The organism is Collinsella tanakaei, assembly GCF_016902615.1.
Lineage (GTDB): Bacteria > Actinomycetota > Coriobacteriia > Coriobacteriales > Coriobacteriaceae > Collinsella > Collinsella tanakaei_A.
In genome coordinates, this window is sequence record NZ_JACJMB010000016.1 from 40,433 (window position 1) to 56,067 (window position 15,635).

Here is a 15,635-nt window from a genome sequence, read left to right on the forward strand (position 1 = left end):
GGTCTTCTTCCGCCTTCTCGATGCCGGTCGCGCCCGCGCGGTGCGCAGACGCTATGCGTTCTCGTGCTCGTCGTCGGCCTCGGGGGCGACCTTCGCATCCGGGTCGGGCCCGGTCACGCGCACCAGGGAGATGCGCTGCCCGCGCATGGACTGCACCTTGAATTTGTACCCGTCCTGCTCGAACACCTCGCCGATGTCCGGCACGGAATCGCACAGATCCAAAATCCAGCCCGCCAGGGTCTCGTAGTCGTCGCTTTCCTCGATCGGCCAACCGAGTTCAATAGCATCATCGCACGAAAAGCGTCCGTCTACCAACCATTCGCGGCGCGAAAGGCGCGTGAGGTACTTGTTGTCGGGGTCGAACTCGTCCTCAATCTCGCCCACGAACTCCTCGACGATATCCTCGATAGTGATGATACCTGCGGTTCCGCCGTACTCGTCAACCACCACAACCATCTGCTCATGCGCGGTCTGCATCTCGGAGAGCAGCGGCAGGATGTCCTTCGTGTCCGGCACGAACGTCGGGTCGCGCAGAAAATCGCCCACCGGCGCGTCGCCGGCGCCGCCGAGCGCGGGCTTGATGAGGTCCTTGATGTGCGCGATGCCCACGATGCAGTCCTGGTCCTCGCGATAGATGGGCACGCGGGAGTAGCCGGTCTCGCGCATGATGGAGAGGACCGACATGATGTCGTCGCTCTCCTCGCACATCGTCACATCCACGCGCGGCACCATGACCTCGCGCGCGACGGCGTCGCCCAGGTCGAACACCTCGTGGATAATGCGCTTCTCCTCGTCGAGCAGGGTGTCCTGCTCGCTGATCATGTACTTAATCTCCTCCTCGGAGACGTTCTGGCGATCGTCGGCGCTCTTGATGCCGAGCAGCTTCGACAGGCCGTTCGCGGAGGCCTGGGTGAGCCAGACGAGGGGCTTCGCGAGCTTGCGGAACGTGGAGATGGGGCCGGCGACCGCCTTCGCCATGCCCTCAGCGTCGGCAAGACCGATGCGCTTGGGCACGAGCTCGCCGATGACGATGGACAGGTAGGACACGACAAGCGTGATGATGATCGGCGCGGCGACGCGGGCGACGGCGGTGAGCGGCGCCACGCCGAACGACTCGAGCCAGGTCGCAAGCGGGTCGGACAGCGTGTTGGAGGACACGGTGGCCGAGAAGAAGCCGACGAGCGTGATGGCTACCTGGATGGTGGCAAGAAAATCGGTGGAGTCCGTCGAGAGCTCGAGGGCGCGGGCGGCGCGCCGGTCGCCCTCCTCGGCATCGTGCTCGAGACTCGCGCGCTTGGCGGTGGTGAGGGCCATCTCCGACATGGAGAAGTAGCCGTTCAAGATGGTCAGAAGCAGAGTGGCTATGATGGAAATCGCTATGCCCATGAGCGTGTGTTCAAACCTCCGGAATTGGAAAACGTGGCAATCGGTCTCAGACCGCGAGGACGGTGCGCGGCACCCGGTTATCAGATCACGAAGAGGATCACCACCATGTAGATGAAGATGCTGCCGGCAAGCACCCACAGGTGCCAGACGCTGTGCATGTAGCGCACCTGCTTCATGAGGTAGAACGCGGTGCCGATCGTATAGCACAGGCCGCCGACCACGAGCAGCGCGAGCGCCAGCGGGTCGAGGGCAGCCACGAGCTGGGGCAGGCGGAAGACCACGAGCCAGCCCATGATGAGGTAGATGAGGATACTCACCCAGCGCGGTTGGCGCTGACGGCCGATAATCTCGAACGAGATGCCCGCGAAGGTGAGCGCCCAGATGATCACGAACATGACGATGCCGCCATACGGCTCGAGCGTGACGAGCAGAAACGGCGTGTAGGAACCCGCGATGAGCAGGTAGATGCAGCTGTGGTCGATGATGCGGAAGATGCGCTTGGCCGCCGGCACCTGGATGGCGTGGTAGAGGGTCGAGGCGAGGTACTCCAAGATGATGGAGATGCCGAACACGATGGCGCTTGCCATGTGCGCCGGCTCTGCCCCGCCGAGTGCGGCCTTCACGATCAGCAGCACAAGCCCGGCGATACCGAGTAGCACGCCGATGCCGTGGGTGATGGAGTTTGCGATTTCCTCCCCCACCGTGTAGTGCGGGGGCTCTTTGGTCTGCGCGCTCTTCGTGCGCTCGTGTGGATACTTGGGACAGGAGCGACGGCGCTTTGGGCACGTCGCGTACACATCGTCAGCCGTCGTCGACGGCGAGGATTCATCAGATTCAGGCACCGGCACGGACTCGCCGCCCGGCACCGTGGTACTTCGGGATGTGGAACTGTCGCTGGATGCGGACATGTTGCTGAGCAATCCTCCAAATATAGACTGCTCGAAACTATAGCAAACAGCCACCCTGCAGCACAAGTTTCGCGGCGACAAGAGGATGGCACCAAAGGGGACGGGGCAGTTTGGTGCCATGGCACCAAACTGCCCCGTCCCCGATGAGGACATTACTTGACGGTGATGAGCTCGTAGTGGCTCGTGCCCAGACCGATCTTCTCGGCGTGCTCAATCATGGAGCGCCAGTTCGTGTCGGGGTGCGTCATGTTGAAGTGGTCATGCTCGCAGCGCTCGGGCACGCCACCTTCCGCCTCGAGCTTGGCGCGCATGTCGGTCAGCTCGGTGTTCGGCAGCGCGGGCGCGGCGAGCGCCATGTCGATGGCGGCCTGATCGATGGCGACCGGGTCGAAGCTCGCGAACATGCCCAGGTCCGGCACGATGGGCGTGTCGTTCTCCGCATGACAATCGCAGTTCGGCGAGATGTCGATGGCCAGCGAGATGTGGAAGCTCGGGCGATCCTGGACGATAGCCTGCGTGTACTCGGCGATCTTGTAGTTCAGCACGTCGACGGCGGCGTCGTAATCGGGCTTGACGGCATCCTGGTTGCACGCGCCGACGCAACGGCCGCAGCCCACGCAGCGGTCGTGGTCGATATGCGCCACGGGCACGGTCACGGTCTTGCCGCTCTTGAGCTCGCGCTCGCGCGTCTCGTCGAAGCTGATGGCGCCGTGCGCGCAGATGCGCTCGCAGGCGTGGCAGCCGATGCACTCCTCGGTGTGCACGGAGGGCTTGCCCGCAGCGTGCTGCTCCATCTTGCCGGCGCGACTGCCGCCGCCCATGCCGAGGTTCTTCATGCAGCCGCCGAAGCCGGCCTGCTCATGGCCCTTGAAATGCGTGAGCGAGATGACGATGTCGGCGTCCATGAGGGCATGGCCGATCTTGGCTTCCTTCACGTACTCGCCGTTCTTCACCGGCACGAGGGTCTCGTCGGTACCCTTGAGGCCGTCGGCGATGATCACGTGGCAGCCGGTGGCGTAGGGCGTGAAGCCGTTCTGGTAGGCGCAGTCGATGTGCTCGAGCGCGTTTTTGCGACTGCCCACATACAGCGTGTTGCAGTCGGTGAGGAACGGCTTGCCGCCGAGCTCCTTGACCACGTCGGCTACGGCGCGCGCGTAGTTGGGGCGCAGGAAGCTGAGGTTGCCCAGCTCGCCGAAATGGATCTTGATGGCGACGAACTTGTTCTCGAAGTCGATTTGGTCGATGCCGGCGGTGCGGATCAGGCGCTTGAGCTTGTCAACTCGGCTCTCGCGGCCGTGACTGCGCAGATCGCAGAAGTACACTTTGGCGGGTGCGGTGGTGTCGGTCATAAGGTCCCTCTCCTTCGGCGATGATGCGATTATGTAGAGAGCATTGTACACGACGGACCGCCGCGACCGCGCCCAGCGACCCTGGACGCTATGTATCCTTACGCCGCTGTGACCTGCGCGCTTGCCGTGCCTCTGCCTTCTTCTCGGCTGCGCGTTCGGCCTGGTATGCCCGGCGCGCCGCCCGGTCGCGCTCGCGCGCCTCGCGGTCGTGCTCGAAGACGGTCTCGGCAGCATGGCCGCCCCGGCGGCCCATCTCGTCGCGGGTGTATTCCTGCACATAGGCCTCGCCCTGCGCGAACCGCCAGATCCAATCGGGCACCTGGGAGACCTCGCCCTCGTGGGCGGTCACACCGCGCAGCTCGTGGCGCGCCGCGAGCAGCAACCCTAGGCGCACGAGGAAGAACAGCGCGCCGACGATGCCCGCCACTCCCGGCGCACTCGAGGGCCCGCAGGCGACGGGGAGCAGCCACAGCAGCTGCATGGCGGCGCAAAACACCAGGTTCGACCTCGTTGCGAGGTACGCCTGGGCGATGCAGCCGTCGCAGATCGGCAGGTCGCGCTGCTCGCTGTCGACATAGATCTCAACTGAGCGCTGCGCCGGAGCACCGCACAGGGCGCACACGGGACCCTTGTGCACGTGCGGTGTTGCGCCCGCCCTACGCCGTCCCGATCTCCCGCGGCTCATCAGACCACCATCCTCAACCGAGTTGATATACCAAAATGTCGCTTCAGGTTCCTGCTACTATTGCTAGATGAACGTATTTGAACTCATGTTTCTATCAACCAAGAAAGCCGTCGCGATGCCAGAACTCAAAGACGTACGAATCCCACTCTATCAGCAGCTCATGGAGGAGCTCAAGGCGATCATCTCCACCGGTCTGTACACGGCCGGGCAGAAGATTCCCTCGGAGTCCGAGCTTTCCACAGCGTACAACGTGAGCCGCATCACCGTGCGGCGCGCCATCGAGGAGCTGTGCCACGAGGGGTATCTGACCAAGTTCCAGGGCAAGGGCACGTTCGTCAACGAGAACCGCGCGACGCACAAGATCGTTCACGACCAGACGCTCTCGTTCACGGAGACCTGTCGCAACAACCACGTCACGGCCGATGCGCACGTCCTCGGCTTGGAGCGCGTCGACGCACGAGGAGAAGACCGCAAGTTTTTCGGACTCGAAGAGGGTGAGCAGCTGTTCCACCTCACGCGTCTGCGCACGGCAGACGGCACGCCCGTCCTGATCGAGAACACCTACTTCCCCTGCAAGCATCATGAAGCGATCACCCCGGAAGACGTCGAGCATGTGTCGCTCATCGAGAAGATCGAGCAAACGAGCGGACGTCGCATCGCCCGGAAGCCCGCCGCGTCAATCGAAATCATCAAGGCGCGCGCCGAACAGGCCTCGCTGCTCGACGTGCTGACCGGTGACCCGCTGTTCTACGTGCAAACCTACCTCACAGACATCTCGGGAAAGCCGCTCGCGGTGGGATACCACTACATCGTGGGAAGACGATTCATGTTCAAGCTCCAGACGGGGCAGAACGCCTCTGACGACGAAGGCGAACCTGTATCGAACTAGCCGCTCCGGTCGCATCAAACCTGCCGAAAGGCCGTTTCGCGCTGAAGAATCTCGCCGGGGAGGTGCGAGATCGGCATATGCATTTCCTCGACCCCCTACTTTCAGTACTTTTTCACAGCCACTTGGACCCAAGCGCTTCGGTTGCAGAGCAAAATGCCTGGATTCACAACTTGCCAGCAGCTGCGCGGAGCCCGTTGTACTCAGACTCCGCGCAAACAAGTACTGAAAGTGGACCCTCCTCAACAGGAGTCCTACGATTACTTACAATGTATTGAATAGAACAGTTATTTTATTCAATACTCTGCAAGTCATACGTTAGAGCGTACCGGCTTCGAGGTCCGCCAGCGCGCGCTCGAGCAGAGGGCCGTCCGCTTCGCAAGGTTCGGCGCCATATTTGCGCAGCATGCGCGTCTCGTGGCCCTTACCGGTCACGATGACCACCGCCGGACGCGTCGTCTCGCGCACGCAGGTGCGGATAGCCTCGGGACGGTCGAGCACGATCTGCCAGTTGTGGTTGCCCTGCGCCTCGACGGCACGCGCGATGGCATCGCAGATGTCGGCCGGGTCCTCCGGACCCGGGTCGTCCTCGGTGATGACGATGCGATCGGCGTACTTGCCCGCCGCCTCGCCCATGGTGTCACGGCGGTCGACGCCCTTGCCGCCCGTGGCGCCGAACACGACGGCGAGCTCGCGGTCGGGATAGTTCTCGCGCAGGTCGACGAGCATCGTCTCCAGGCTCATGCCGTTATGCGCGAAGTCGACCACACCCACGATGGAGCCGGAGGTTGTTCCGTACAGCTCCATACGCCCCGGCACGCGCAGGCGCTCAAACCCGTGCACGATGGCCTCGGGCTCGATCTCCAGCGCCTCGGCGCACGCGATGGCGCCGAGCGCATTGGACACGTTGAACTTGACCGGCGTGGCGATGAGCACGTCGTCCTCGAAGCGCGGCGTGTGCACGTGCGCGACGATGCCGCGCGGGGTGTGGGTAAGCCCCGTCGCGTACACATCGGCCCTCGGATCGTCGAGCGCGTAGGTGATCGTCCGCTCACTGGCCTCGGCAGCAGCAAGCACCTGCTCGACATGGTCCATGTCGAGATTGACCACCGCCACGCGGCTTTGCGCGAACAGTTTGAGCTTGCTGGCGAAATAGTCCTCGAACGTCGGGTGCTCGATGGGCGAGATGTGGTCCTCGCCGATATTCGTAAACGCGCCGACCGCAAACTCCACGCATGCCGTGCGCTGGTACTTGAGGGCTTGGCTCGAGGCCTCCATCACCACGTGCTCAAGCCCTGCGCTCACGGCGTTTGCCAGCTGCTGCTCCAACTGGAACGACTCGGGCGTCGTCAGCTTGGAGATGCCGTGCTCGACGCCGTCGTCGAACTCGACGCTCGAGAACAGGCCGCACGGGCGCCCGCCCGCGAGACGGGCGTGCTCGTCGAGCACCGCCTTCAAGTAGTAGGCGCTCGTCGTCTTGCCCTTGGTGCCCGTGAAGGCGCAGACCTTCGTCTTGCCCGAGGGGTGATCATAGGCCGCATCGGCGAGAACGGCGAGCGCCATGCGAATGTCGCTCACCAGCACGCAGGGCACGTCCACCTCGTAATCGGTCTCGGACACATAGGCGACCGCCCCCGCCCCGATGGCGCCCAGCAGGTACTCGCGCCGAAACGCCGCGCCCTTGCAGACGAACAGCGTGTCCGGGCGCGCGGCGCGCGAGTCGTCGGTCGCGAAAGCGATCCGGAGCTCGTCGGCGCCTTGCGGCGCGCTCGCGAGCGCGCCGACCCGCTCGAGCGTGGCGATGTAGTGGGACAGGGGGTATACCATCTGGGCAGCCTGCGGCATGTCGTGCGCTCCTTATCGGTATCGATACGGGCGCGCGGCGCCCGTATGCAGTTCACCTCATTATGCCTGCGCGCCTTCCTGCACGCGAACGCCTACGTTACAACTTGACGCAATTTCTATGCACGCGCGCCCTTGCACCCGGCGCCCCACTATCCTAACTGTGTTGACATACGTCACGACGGAGGGGCACCGCATGCCTGAATCACACCACGCTCTCCCTCGCCGCGCGCTCGCGACCGTCCTGTGCCTTATCGCCTGCGCGCTCGCATGTTGCGCGATCGTCGGCTGCAGCAGCACCGCGGCGGCATCCGATGACTATACCCTCGTCGAGGACGGGAAACTCACCGTCGCGAGCGATCTCGCCACGCCCCCGTTCGAATACGCTGACGAATCCGGCAACCCGCAGGGGTTCACCTACGAGCTGATGGGCATGGTCGCCGACGAGCTCGGCCTCACCCTCAACTACCTGCCCGCCCAGAAGTTCGACAGCATCATCCCCATGGTCAAGCAGGGCGTCAAAACCGACGTGGGCGCCTGCAACATCACCATCACCGACGAGCGCTCAGAGGAGGTCGACTTCACCGACTCCTACATGGACTCCAACCAGGGCGTGGCCACCGTTGCGGGCAGCGGGTATGACAGCGTCGAGGCGCTGAACGCGGCAGGGGTGCGTATCGCCGTGCAGGCGGGCACGACCTCCGAGGAGTGGGCGATCGAGAACGTCCCGAACGCCACGACAGTGAACTTCGACGACTGGACGGCGGCGTTCACCGCCGTGATGAGCGGACAATGCCAGGGCGTGGTGTGCGACCTGCCCGTCGAGCAATGGATGGTCTCCAACTCGTTCACAAGTATGCAGATCATCGAGGAGGTCCCCACCGGCGAGCAGTTCGGCATCGCCGTGAGCAAGGACAATCCCGGCCTCACCGAGGCGATCAACGAGGCGCTTGCCACCATCCGCGCCGACGGCCGCTACGACGCGCTCTATGAGCAGTGGTTCGGCATGGCGCCGAGCAGCTCGTCGGCAGATGGGACTGCGGTCGCAGACGCCGCACGTGCAGACACCGATGAGATACCTGCGACCCTCGAGGTCACGAAGGCGACGGCACAGGCGAACGAGGACGGTGGCACGGCGGTGCTCGGCGGTATCGCCACGCGTCTCACCTGGGAGGCGGTCGTCGGCGCGGACGGCGACGTGGGCTCCCTGTCGCTGACGCTGCCCGATGGCGGTTCATTCGAGGATTCGGACGCGCATGTCTACCTCGTCGACGGCCTCACCCGCACCGAACTTGCCGCCACCGCGCGCATCGAGAACTCGACGCTCGTCCTCGAGCTCAGCGAGCCGGCTGCCGCGGGAACGAGCATCTCCGTCGAGGTCGACGGCGTGCTCTTCCCGAGCCAAGCGGGTGCCTACAGCGTCGACGGCACCTACACGACCGCAGATGGAGCGGTGCGCGACCTGCCGGAGAGCCCCACCATCACCGTAAGCGAGAGCACGTTCGTGCAGCATGCCGTGCAGTGGCTGGATGAGCAGGGCTGGGTCGCCGCGTGGAACGAGAACCCGTTTTTGGGCATGTTCCTGCGCCCGCAGCACATCGTCACGTCGCTAGCGTCACTCTCGCAGGGCTGGGGCGTGGCCCTGCTCGTCACCGTCATCGGGTTCCCGCTCGCCGTACCGCTCGCCTTCATCATCACGTTCATGAAGATCAGCCGGTCGCGTGCGCTGCGAGCCGTGGCCATCACCTACATCAACGTGCTGCGCGGCACCCCGCTCTTCCTGCAGATCTACATCGCGTTCTTCGGCCTGCCGATGCTCGGCTTCAATCCGCCGAGCCTGCCGCTCGGCATCTGCGTGCTTGCCATCAACTGCTCGGCCTACCTTGCCGAAATCTTCCGCGCGGGCATCGAGTCCATCCCACGCGGCCAGTTCGAGGCGGCGCAATCCCAGGGCTTTGGCTTCATGAGCACCATGTGGCTCATCATCCTGCCGCAGACCGTCCGCCGCGTCATCCCCACCATGACCAGCGAGCTTGTGATGCTCTACAAGGACACCTCGCTGCTGTCGAGCGTGGGCGTCATGGAGCTCATGATGTTCTCGAAGAACCTGACGGCGACGACCGGCAACATCACGCCCTACATCGTGGCCGCCCTGTACTACCTCGTCGTGACCATCCCGCTCATCCACGTGATCGGCCGCGTCGAGAAGAAGCTCGCCCTCGAGCAGGGGAAACGCTAGGGAAATGCCGATGAGGGGCTCTCGCGGCAGGGGTGGCGTAAGCGGGAGCGCGGGGGCCGTGCCGATGCGCCAGGCATCCCGCACGGCCGCTGCGCACGGCGGCGTGCTCGCCTGACGGCGTCCCAGCGGTCGCGTGACGCCAGCCTGTTGCCATATATCGCCGCTTTTAGGTCAGCGTACCCGCCGCCCCTCGTCCGAGCACTCCAGCACGGCACAAAACCCCAGTTGAAAAGCTCCCGCCATGACCGCTATTCTACGAGCCGAATTTTGGGGAACCTAATATCGGAAATGCGTAGCACCTGGTGGGCGCGGACCCTCCGCGCCCGTGTGCAAGCGGACGGGGCCGCATCGTCCACCGAGACGATGCGGCCCCGCACCTGACAGCTTACGTTTCCAGCTCGACCCTACTCGGCGGACTGCTCCTTGGCAGGCGCCGTGTCGGCGCCCTCCGCCGCCGCAGCGGCCTTGGCGGCCTTCTTCGCCGCAGCGGCCTTGCGTGCCGCCTCGACACGCGCCTGCTGCTCGGGCGTAAGCTCGCGCTTCGGCTTCGCCGCGGCGGCCCCGGCACCCGCGGCGGCACCGGCGGCCTTCGCCGGCTTCGCGGGCATGTCCTTGTGCATCGTCACCGTCGTGAGCTTCGTCGTCGGCTCGGTGTTGTACACATCCATGGACAGGCAGCTCTTCGGGCACTCGCGCACGCACGAGGCGCACTGGACGCACCGGTAGGGATCGATGGTCCAGTTGCCCGCCTTGCGGTCGACCGTGATGGCATCGACCGGGCACACGCGGGCGCACATGCCGCACATGATGCAGACCTCGACATCGTTCACCACGTGCCCGCGCATGTGCGGGAACAGCGTGGGGATGTCGCGCTTCTCATAGGGATAGCGCACCGTCGCCGGCTTCTTGAACAGCGAGGGCAGCGTCATCTTCGTGAAATTGAACGAACCCATGCGTCGCCTACCTTTCTGTGCAGCTGATGCACGGGTCGATCGTCAGGATGATCATCGGCACGTCGGCCAAATCGACACCCTGGAGCGCCCGCACCATGCCGGCCAGGTTCTGCGAGGTCGGGGTGCGCAGGCGGAAGCGGTCGAGATACTTCGTGCCGTTGCCGCGCACATAGTAGAACGCCTCGCCGCGCGGCTGCTCGATCAGCACGTGGGCGCGGCTGTTCTCAGGCGGCACGACCTTCGGGCCGGGCTTGCCGCCGATACCGTCGTGCGGGATCTTCGCCACGAGCTCCTCGATGATGTCGATGGCCTGGAAGACCTCCTCGCAGCGCACCTTGCAACGGGCGTAGCAGTCACCCTCGGTGGCGATGATGGGCTCGAAGTGCTCGAGGTCGGCGTAGGCACCGAACCCCGTCGTGCGCATGTCGTGCTCCACGCCGGAGCCCTTGGCGAACGGGCCGACCATCGATAGCTCGATGGCGTCCTCGAACGATATGGTGCCCACACCGCCCAGGCGGTTGCGCACCGACATGTCGTTCATCAGGGTGTCGACGATGATCTTGTAGTCGTGCTTCATGCCCTCGAGCTTCTCGCACACGTCGCGCAGCATGCTGTCATCGATGTCGTGCGCCATGCCGCCCACGATGCAGATCGACAGGATGATGCGGCCGCCGCAGGTCTGCTGGAAGATGTCGAGCACGGTCTCGCGCAGGCGCCAGCAGTGGTTGAACAGGCTCTCGAAGCCGAAGCCGTCGGCGAGCAGGCCCAGCCACAGCAGGTGGGAGTGGATGCGCGAGAGCTCCTCGAGGATGGCGCGCAGGTAGTCCACGCGACGCGGCACCTCGATACCGAGCAGCTTCTCCGCGGCGCTCGCGTAGCCGTAACCATGGCCGAAGCTGCAGATGCCGCAGACGCGCTCGGCGACGTAGACGAACTGGTTGTAGTCGCGCTTCTGGACGAGCTTCTCCAGGCCGCGGTGGACGAAACCGATCTGCGGAATCGCCTCGACGACGCGCTCGTCCTCGACGACAAGGTCCAGATGCACCGGCTCCGGCAGCACCGGGTGCTGTGGGCCGAAGGGAATGACGGTACGGGTCGCCATGCTCACTCACCATCCTTCTTGGTACGCGCGGCGAGCGCGGCACGGATCTTGGCCGCCTGCTCGGGGTCCATGGCGGCGAGCTTCGCTTCCATCTTGGCAGCGCGCTCGACCTCCGTGGGTTTCGCGGCGGCTTTGCCCGCTGCGGGCGCCAGCGCGTCAACGGCGGCGACGGCAGCCGCATCGGCGGTCGCGCGGTCCTCGGTCAGCGCGCGCTCGGCGCTCGCGGCCTCGGCTGCCTCGCGGGCGGCCTTGGCCTCTTTGGCCGCCTTTGCGGCGCGCAGCTTCGCAGCCTTCTCGCGCTCCGCCTTCATCTCCGGCGTGATGACCGTCATGGGCGCGGTCTCCGCCAGGTTGAAGAAGTGCCCGCCGAAGTCGAGCTTCATGTTCACGAAGTTCACATCGAACAGGTCGTGCGCCTCGTTCTCGTAGGAAAACGCCGCAAAGTACAGCCCCTGGATGGAGGGTACCTCGGCGTGCTCGGGCACGCTCACGCACAGGTTGAGCGCGTTGTCGCACGTCTCGTCGTAAAACGTATAGACGAGGTCGATGCCGCTCTCAGGGAACTCCGCGCACAGCTGGATGAAGCGCATGCCCTCATGCTTCAGGGTCTGGACGCGCGCAAGCAGGTCGGAGAGCGGCACGTCGACAAATTCAGTGGTGTACATCTACTCCTCCCTCGCCTTTATGGCCTTGAGGCGCGCGTTGACCGCCTCGTCGTCGAGCAGATCCTCCGGCTCCTGGAGCACCTCGCCGGCAGCGATGCGGCGGGCTTTCTCGTCCAGGATCTCGACGCCCTTCAGGACGGCGTCGATGATGGTCTCCGGGCGCACGGCGCAGCCCGGCGCGTAAACGTCGACCGGGATGGCCTTGTCCACGCCGCCGATGACGTTGTAGCAGTCGCGGAACACACCGCCGGTGCAGGCGCAGATGCCGCAGGCCACGACGACCTTCGGCTCGAGCATCTGGCTGTAGATATGGCGCACGACGCGGATGTTCTGCGCGTTGATGGACCCCGTCACGAGGAAGATGTCGGCGTGCTTGGGGTTGCCCGTGTTGATGATGCCGAACCGCTCGATGTCGTAGAGCGGCATGAGGGAATCGAGCACCTCGATGTCGCAGCCGTTGCAGCTCGATCCGTCGTAGTGGATGAGCCACGGCGATTTGGAGTTATATCCCATGTCACTCGCTCCTTAGATAAACGGCGTGATGAGCACGTAGAACAGGTTGACGACGCCCACCACGAGCGCGACGAGCCATGCCATCTTGAGGCAGGCCTGCCACTTCATGCGCGCGAAGTTGTTGTCGATGACCACCTCGATGAACCAGGTGACGGCCACGGCGACGATCGCGACGACGATGGAGACCGGGGAGTTCCAGATGAAGAACATGCCGACCCACATGAGGAACAGCACGCTCTCGCACCAGTGCATGATATCGAGCTTGGCGAGCGTGCGGCCGGTCATCTCGGTGGAGATGCCCTTCAGCAGCTCCTGGTGCGCATGATGGCTGTAGGACAGGTCGAACGGCGACTTGCGCAGCTTGATGGTCAGCACGAACAGCAAGCCGAGGAAGATCGGTCCGAGCATCGTAATGATGGGTGCATCGAGGGCGAACAGGCGCGCCACATCGAAGGACTGGGTAGCCGTGAAGAAGCCGACCGTCATGATCATGAGCATGGGCTCGTAGGACATGACCTGCAGGCACTCGCGGTCAGCGCCCGCATCGGCCCACGGGGAGCGCGAGGAGTAGGCCGCGATGATCACGAACAGCGTGGCGAGCGTCACGAGGAAGACGCACATGAGCAGGTTGGAGCCGGAGATGAACATGCCGCCGGCGAGGATCGCGAACACGAGCGCGCAGGTGATGTAGGCCTCGTCGATGGCGTTGACGCTCGTCTGCTCCTTGGCGAGGAGCTTGCGCACGTCGTAGTAGGGCTGCAGCAGGCGCGGCCCCACGCGACCCTGCATGCGCGCGCTCACCTTGCGGTCGAGGCCGTCGAGCAGGCATCCCGCGACAGGAGCCGCGATCGCGAACACCACGACACCTATGGCGATGCCGAGAAGGCCCGGGCCAACGAGCAGGACCTCACGCTCCACGAAGAACGTGCCGCCCGCGAGAATCGCCGGGTTGAAGATGAAGCATGCGGCGTAGGCCATAAGGATGACCGAGGTGCACACGATGATGCCGACGTTGGTGAGCGTGGTCTCCGGGAAAATGTCGTTCAAATACCAATTGCGCTTCGTGGAGCGCATCGTGCGGCCCATGGAGCCCAGGTAGGTGCGCGAGTCGGCGTCGAGGCAGACGCCGGACAGGTAGACGTGCTGGCGCGCCTTGCTGGAGCGGCCCCACGGGGTGAGCAGCACGATGGCGATGAACACGACGATGGCGACCATGATGATCATGTTGTCGATGTCGATCAGGCGCGGGACCTTGTGGTAGGTGAACTCGAGGTAGGGCCCGATCACGAACTGGGAGATGACGGGCAGCAGCACGCAGCACATGACGAGCAGGCCGGAGATGAAGCCGATGGCGCACCACTCCGTCTTGTGGACGCCGCCCTCGACGTTTTCAGCCTTCTGCGACACGCCGGCGAGCTTACCGAGCCACTTCGCCCAGAAGAAGAACGTGGCGGCCGAGCCGAACGCAAGCAGGATCAGAAAGACGACGTTGCCGGTCTCGGCGAACGACACGAGCGTCGCCCACTTGGAGATCAGCATGCCGAACGGCGCCACGAACATGCCCATGATGCCGAGCATCATGAAGCGGGTGAGGTGCGGCAGACGGCTGAAGAGGCCGTCCATGTCCTCGATGTTGCGGCTGCCGATGCGGTGCTCGACCGTGCCGACGCACAGGAACAGCACCGACTTGGACACGGTATGGAAGATGATGAGGAAGATAGCGGCCCACACGGCCTCGGACGTGCCGACGCCCGCGCAGGCGGAGATGAGGCCGAGGTTGGCGATCGTGGAGTAGGCGAGCACGCGCTTGGCGTTGCTCTGCGAGATGGCAAGGAACGAGCAGAGCACGAACGTGATGCCGCCGATGCCGACGACCATGGCCGAGGCAACCGGGTAGGCAAGGTAGAGCGGGGCCATCTTCACGAGCAGGAACACGCCCGCCTTGACCATCGTGGAGGAGTGCAGAAGCGCACTCGTGGGGGTCGGGGCGACCATGGCGCCGAGCAGCCAGCGATGGAACGGCATCTGCGCGGCCTTCGTGAGGCCGGCGATGGACAGCAGCATGAGCGGCAAGATCATGAGGGTCCCGAACGGGGTGTTCACGAAGTCGACCATGCCGTTGATGGACAGCGGGATACCCACGACGTGCATGTAGACGAGCGCGACGTGGAAGGCGAGACCGCCGATCATGTTGAGGTTGATCTGCAGGATGGCGCTCTTCTTGGCCTCGGGCGTGCGCGTGTAGCCGATCATGAGGAACGAGCAGACCGTCGTGATTTCCCAACCGGCCACGAGCCAGTCCATGTTGTCCGAGGTGACGATGATGAACATCGCCGAGAGGAACAGGAACATGAGGGCGATGAACTGATGGCGGCGGTCGGGAGCCTGCTCACCGCGGCGGGCGGCCGCCTCGTCCTCATGATGCTGGAAGTCCTTCATGTAACCGAGCGCGTAGATGCAGATGGCGCTGCCGACGAGACCGACGATCAAGATCATGATGACCGACAGGTTGTCGATGTACATGGGCTCGGCCATCGCATCCTCCGGGTGCAGGGCGAACGACCCGCACCAGATGGAGATGATGAGCTGCAGAAGCGACATGGGAAGCATGATCGCGTTGCGGTACATGATGGCGAACACGAACACCAGACCGCACAGGAACAGGTCGATGCCGACCGCGATGTAGTTGCCGACAAGCGAGAGCTCGGGCGTCATCGCGAACGTCGTCGGGTTTCCCATGTACACCACGGCGCAGGCGACGCTCGCTATCGCGATGATTGCGGCTGAGCCGATTACCAGGGGATCGCGCGCGCTGTCGGTGCGTAAAAACATCAACGCCACCGCAACAAGCAGGGGAAACGCGATCAGAAAGCCAAGCAAAGCCATAGGTCCCCCTCTAACATGAGCTTGTATAACGCTATAACGCTAGCACTAAACCCACCTGATTGGCATCCACTATCCGGCATACGGATATGGACATACCGGCCTTTGGTCCCATCCCGCCCAAAACGGGGGTGTCCTCATCGGGGACGGGGTAGTTTGGTGCCATCGGGGCGCGGTCGCGCCCCGATTGCACCAAACTACCCCGTCCCCGATGAGGACACCCC

Annotated in this window: 12 protein-coding genes; 2 read left to right on the forward strand and 10 right to left on the reverse strand. The window is 64.2% G+C overall.

What is annotated here, in order from left to right; translation table 11 throughout:
- Positions 1–51: 51 nt before the first annotated feature.
- The 4 genes from H6A21_RS06735 to H6A21_RS06750 all read right to left on the reverse strand — a co-directional run bounded on the left by H6A21_RS06735 (position 52) and on the right by H6A21_RS06750 (position 4,328).
- Complete coding sequence (locus tag H6A21_RS06735) at positions 52–1,386, reverse strand: hemolysin family protein (protein WP_204561652.1); 1,335 nt, start codon at positions 1,384–1,386, stop codon at positions 52–54.
- Positions 1,387–1,466: 80 nt separating this feature from the next.
- Positions 1,467–2,228 (reverse strand): PAQR family membrane homeostasis protein TrhA, encoded by a 762-nt coding sequence (gene trhA / locus H6A21_RS06740; RefSeq protein WP_342636076.1) that lies wholly within the window; start codon positions 2,226–2,228, stop codon positions 1,467–1,469.
- Positions 2,229–2,446: 218 nt separating this feature from the next.
- Positions 2,447–3,643 (reverse strand): DUF362 domain-containing protein, encoded by a 1,197-nt coding sequence (locus H6A21_RS06745; RefSeq protein ID WP_204561655.1) that lies wholly within the window; start codon positions 3,641–3,643, stop codon positions 2,447–2,449.
- A gap of 88 nt (positions 3,644–3,731) precedes the next feature.
- Positions 3,732–4,328 (reverse strand): hypothetical protein, encoded by a 597-nt coding sequence (locus H6A21_RS06750; protein WP_204561658.1) that lies wholly within the window; start codon positions 4,326–4,328, stop codon positions 3,732–3,734.
- A 115-nt stretch (positions 4,329–4,443) separates the two neighbouring features.
- Between H6A21_RS06750 and H6A21_RS06755 the strand changes: the two genes are divergently transcribed.
- Positions 4,444–5,217, forward strand: coding sequence for a GntR family transcriptional regulator (locus tag H6A21_RS06755; protein WP_204561661.1), 774 nt, complete (start codon positions 4,444–4,446; stop codon positions 5,215–5,217).
- A gap of 315 nt (positions 5,218–5,532) precedes the next feature.
- Here H6A21_RS06755 and H6A21_RS06760 read toward each other — a convergent pair whose 3' ends face one another.
- The gene (locus H6A21_RS06760) at positions 5,533–7,059 is read right to left on the reverse strand and encodes a Mur ligase family protein (protein ID WP_204561664.1); all 1,527 of its coding nucleotides are present in this window, start codon (positions 7,057–7,059) and stop codon (positions 5,533–5,535) included.
- A gap of 193 nt (positions 7,060–7,252) precedes the next feature.
- On the opposite strand from H6A21_RS06760, the gene H6A21_RS06765 reads away from it, so the two are divergent.
- Complete coding sequence (locus tag H6A21_RS06765) at positions 7,253–9,295, forward strand: ABC transporter substrate-binding protein/permease (protein ID WP_204561667.1); 2,043 nt, start codon at positions 7,253–7,255, stop codon at positions 9,293–9,295.
- Positions 9,296–9,699: 404 nt separating this feature from the next.
- On the opposite strand, the gene H6A21_RS06770 is transcribed toward H6A21_RS06765, so the two are convergent.
- The 5 genes from H6A21_RS06770 to H6A21_RS06790 are packed head-to-tail and all read right to left on the reverse strand — an operon-like array spanning position 9,700 to position 15,414.
- A complete protein-coding gene (locus H6A21_RS06770; RefSeq protein WP_204561669.1) occupies positions 9,700–10,248 on the reverse strand; it encodes a 4Fe-4S binding protein in 549 nt (182 codons plus the stop codon).
- A gap of 7 nt (positions 10,249–10,255) precedes the next feature.
- The gene (locus tag H6A21_RS06775; RefSeq protein ID WP_204561671.1) at positions 10,256–11,350 is read right to left on the reverse strand and encodes a nickel-dependent hydrogenase large subunit; all 1,095 of its coding nucleotides are present in this window, start codon (positions 11,348–11,350) and stop codon (positions 10,256–10,258) included.
- Between the two features lie 2 nt (positions 11,351–11,352).
- Positions 11,353–12,015: an NADH-quinone oxidoreductase subunit C gene (locus tag H6A21_RS06780; RefSeq protein WP_204561674.1), complete on the reverse strand. Its 663-nt coding sequence runs from the start codon at positions 12,013–12,015 to the stop codon at positions 11,353–11,355.
- Positions 12,016–12,528 carry an NADH-quinone oxidoreductase subunit B family protein gene (locus tag H6A21_RS06785; RefSeq protein WP_239462714.1) on the reverse strand — a complete coding sequence of 171 codons (513 nt, stop codon included), beginning with the start codon at positions 12,526–12,528 and terminating at the stop codon, positions 12,016–12,018.
- A 12-nt stretch (positions 12,529–12,540) separates the two neighbouring features.
- A complete protein-coding gene (locus H6A21_RS06790) occupies positions 12,541–15,414 on the reverse strand; it encodes a proton-conducting transporter membrane subunit (protein ID WP_204561677.1) in 2,874 nt (957 codons plus the stop codon).
- Positions 15,415–15,635: the final 221 nt, after the last annotated feature.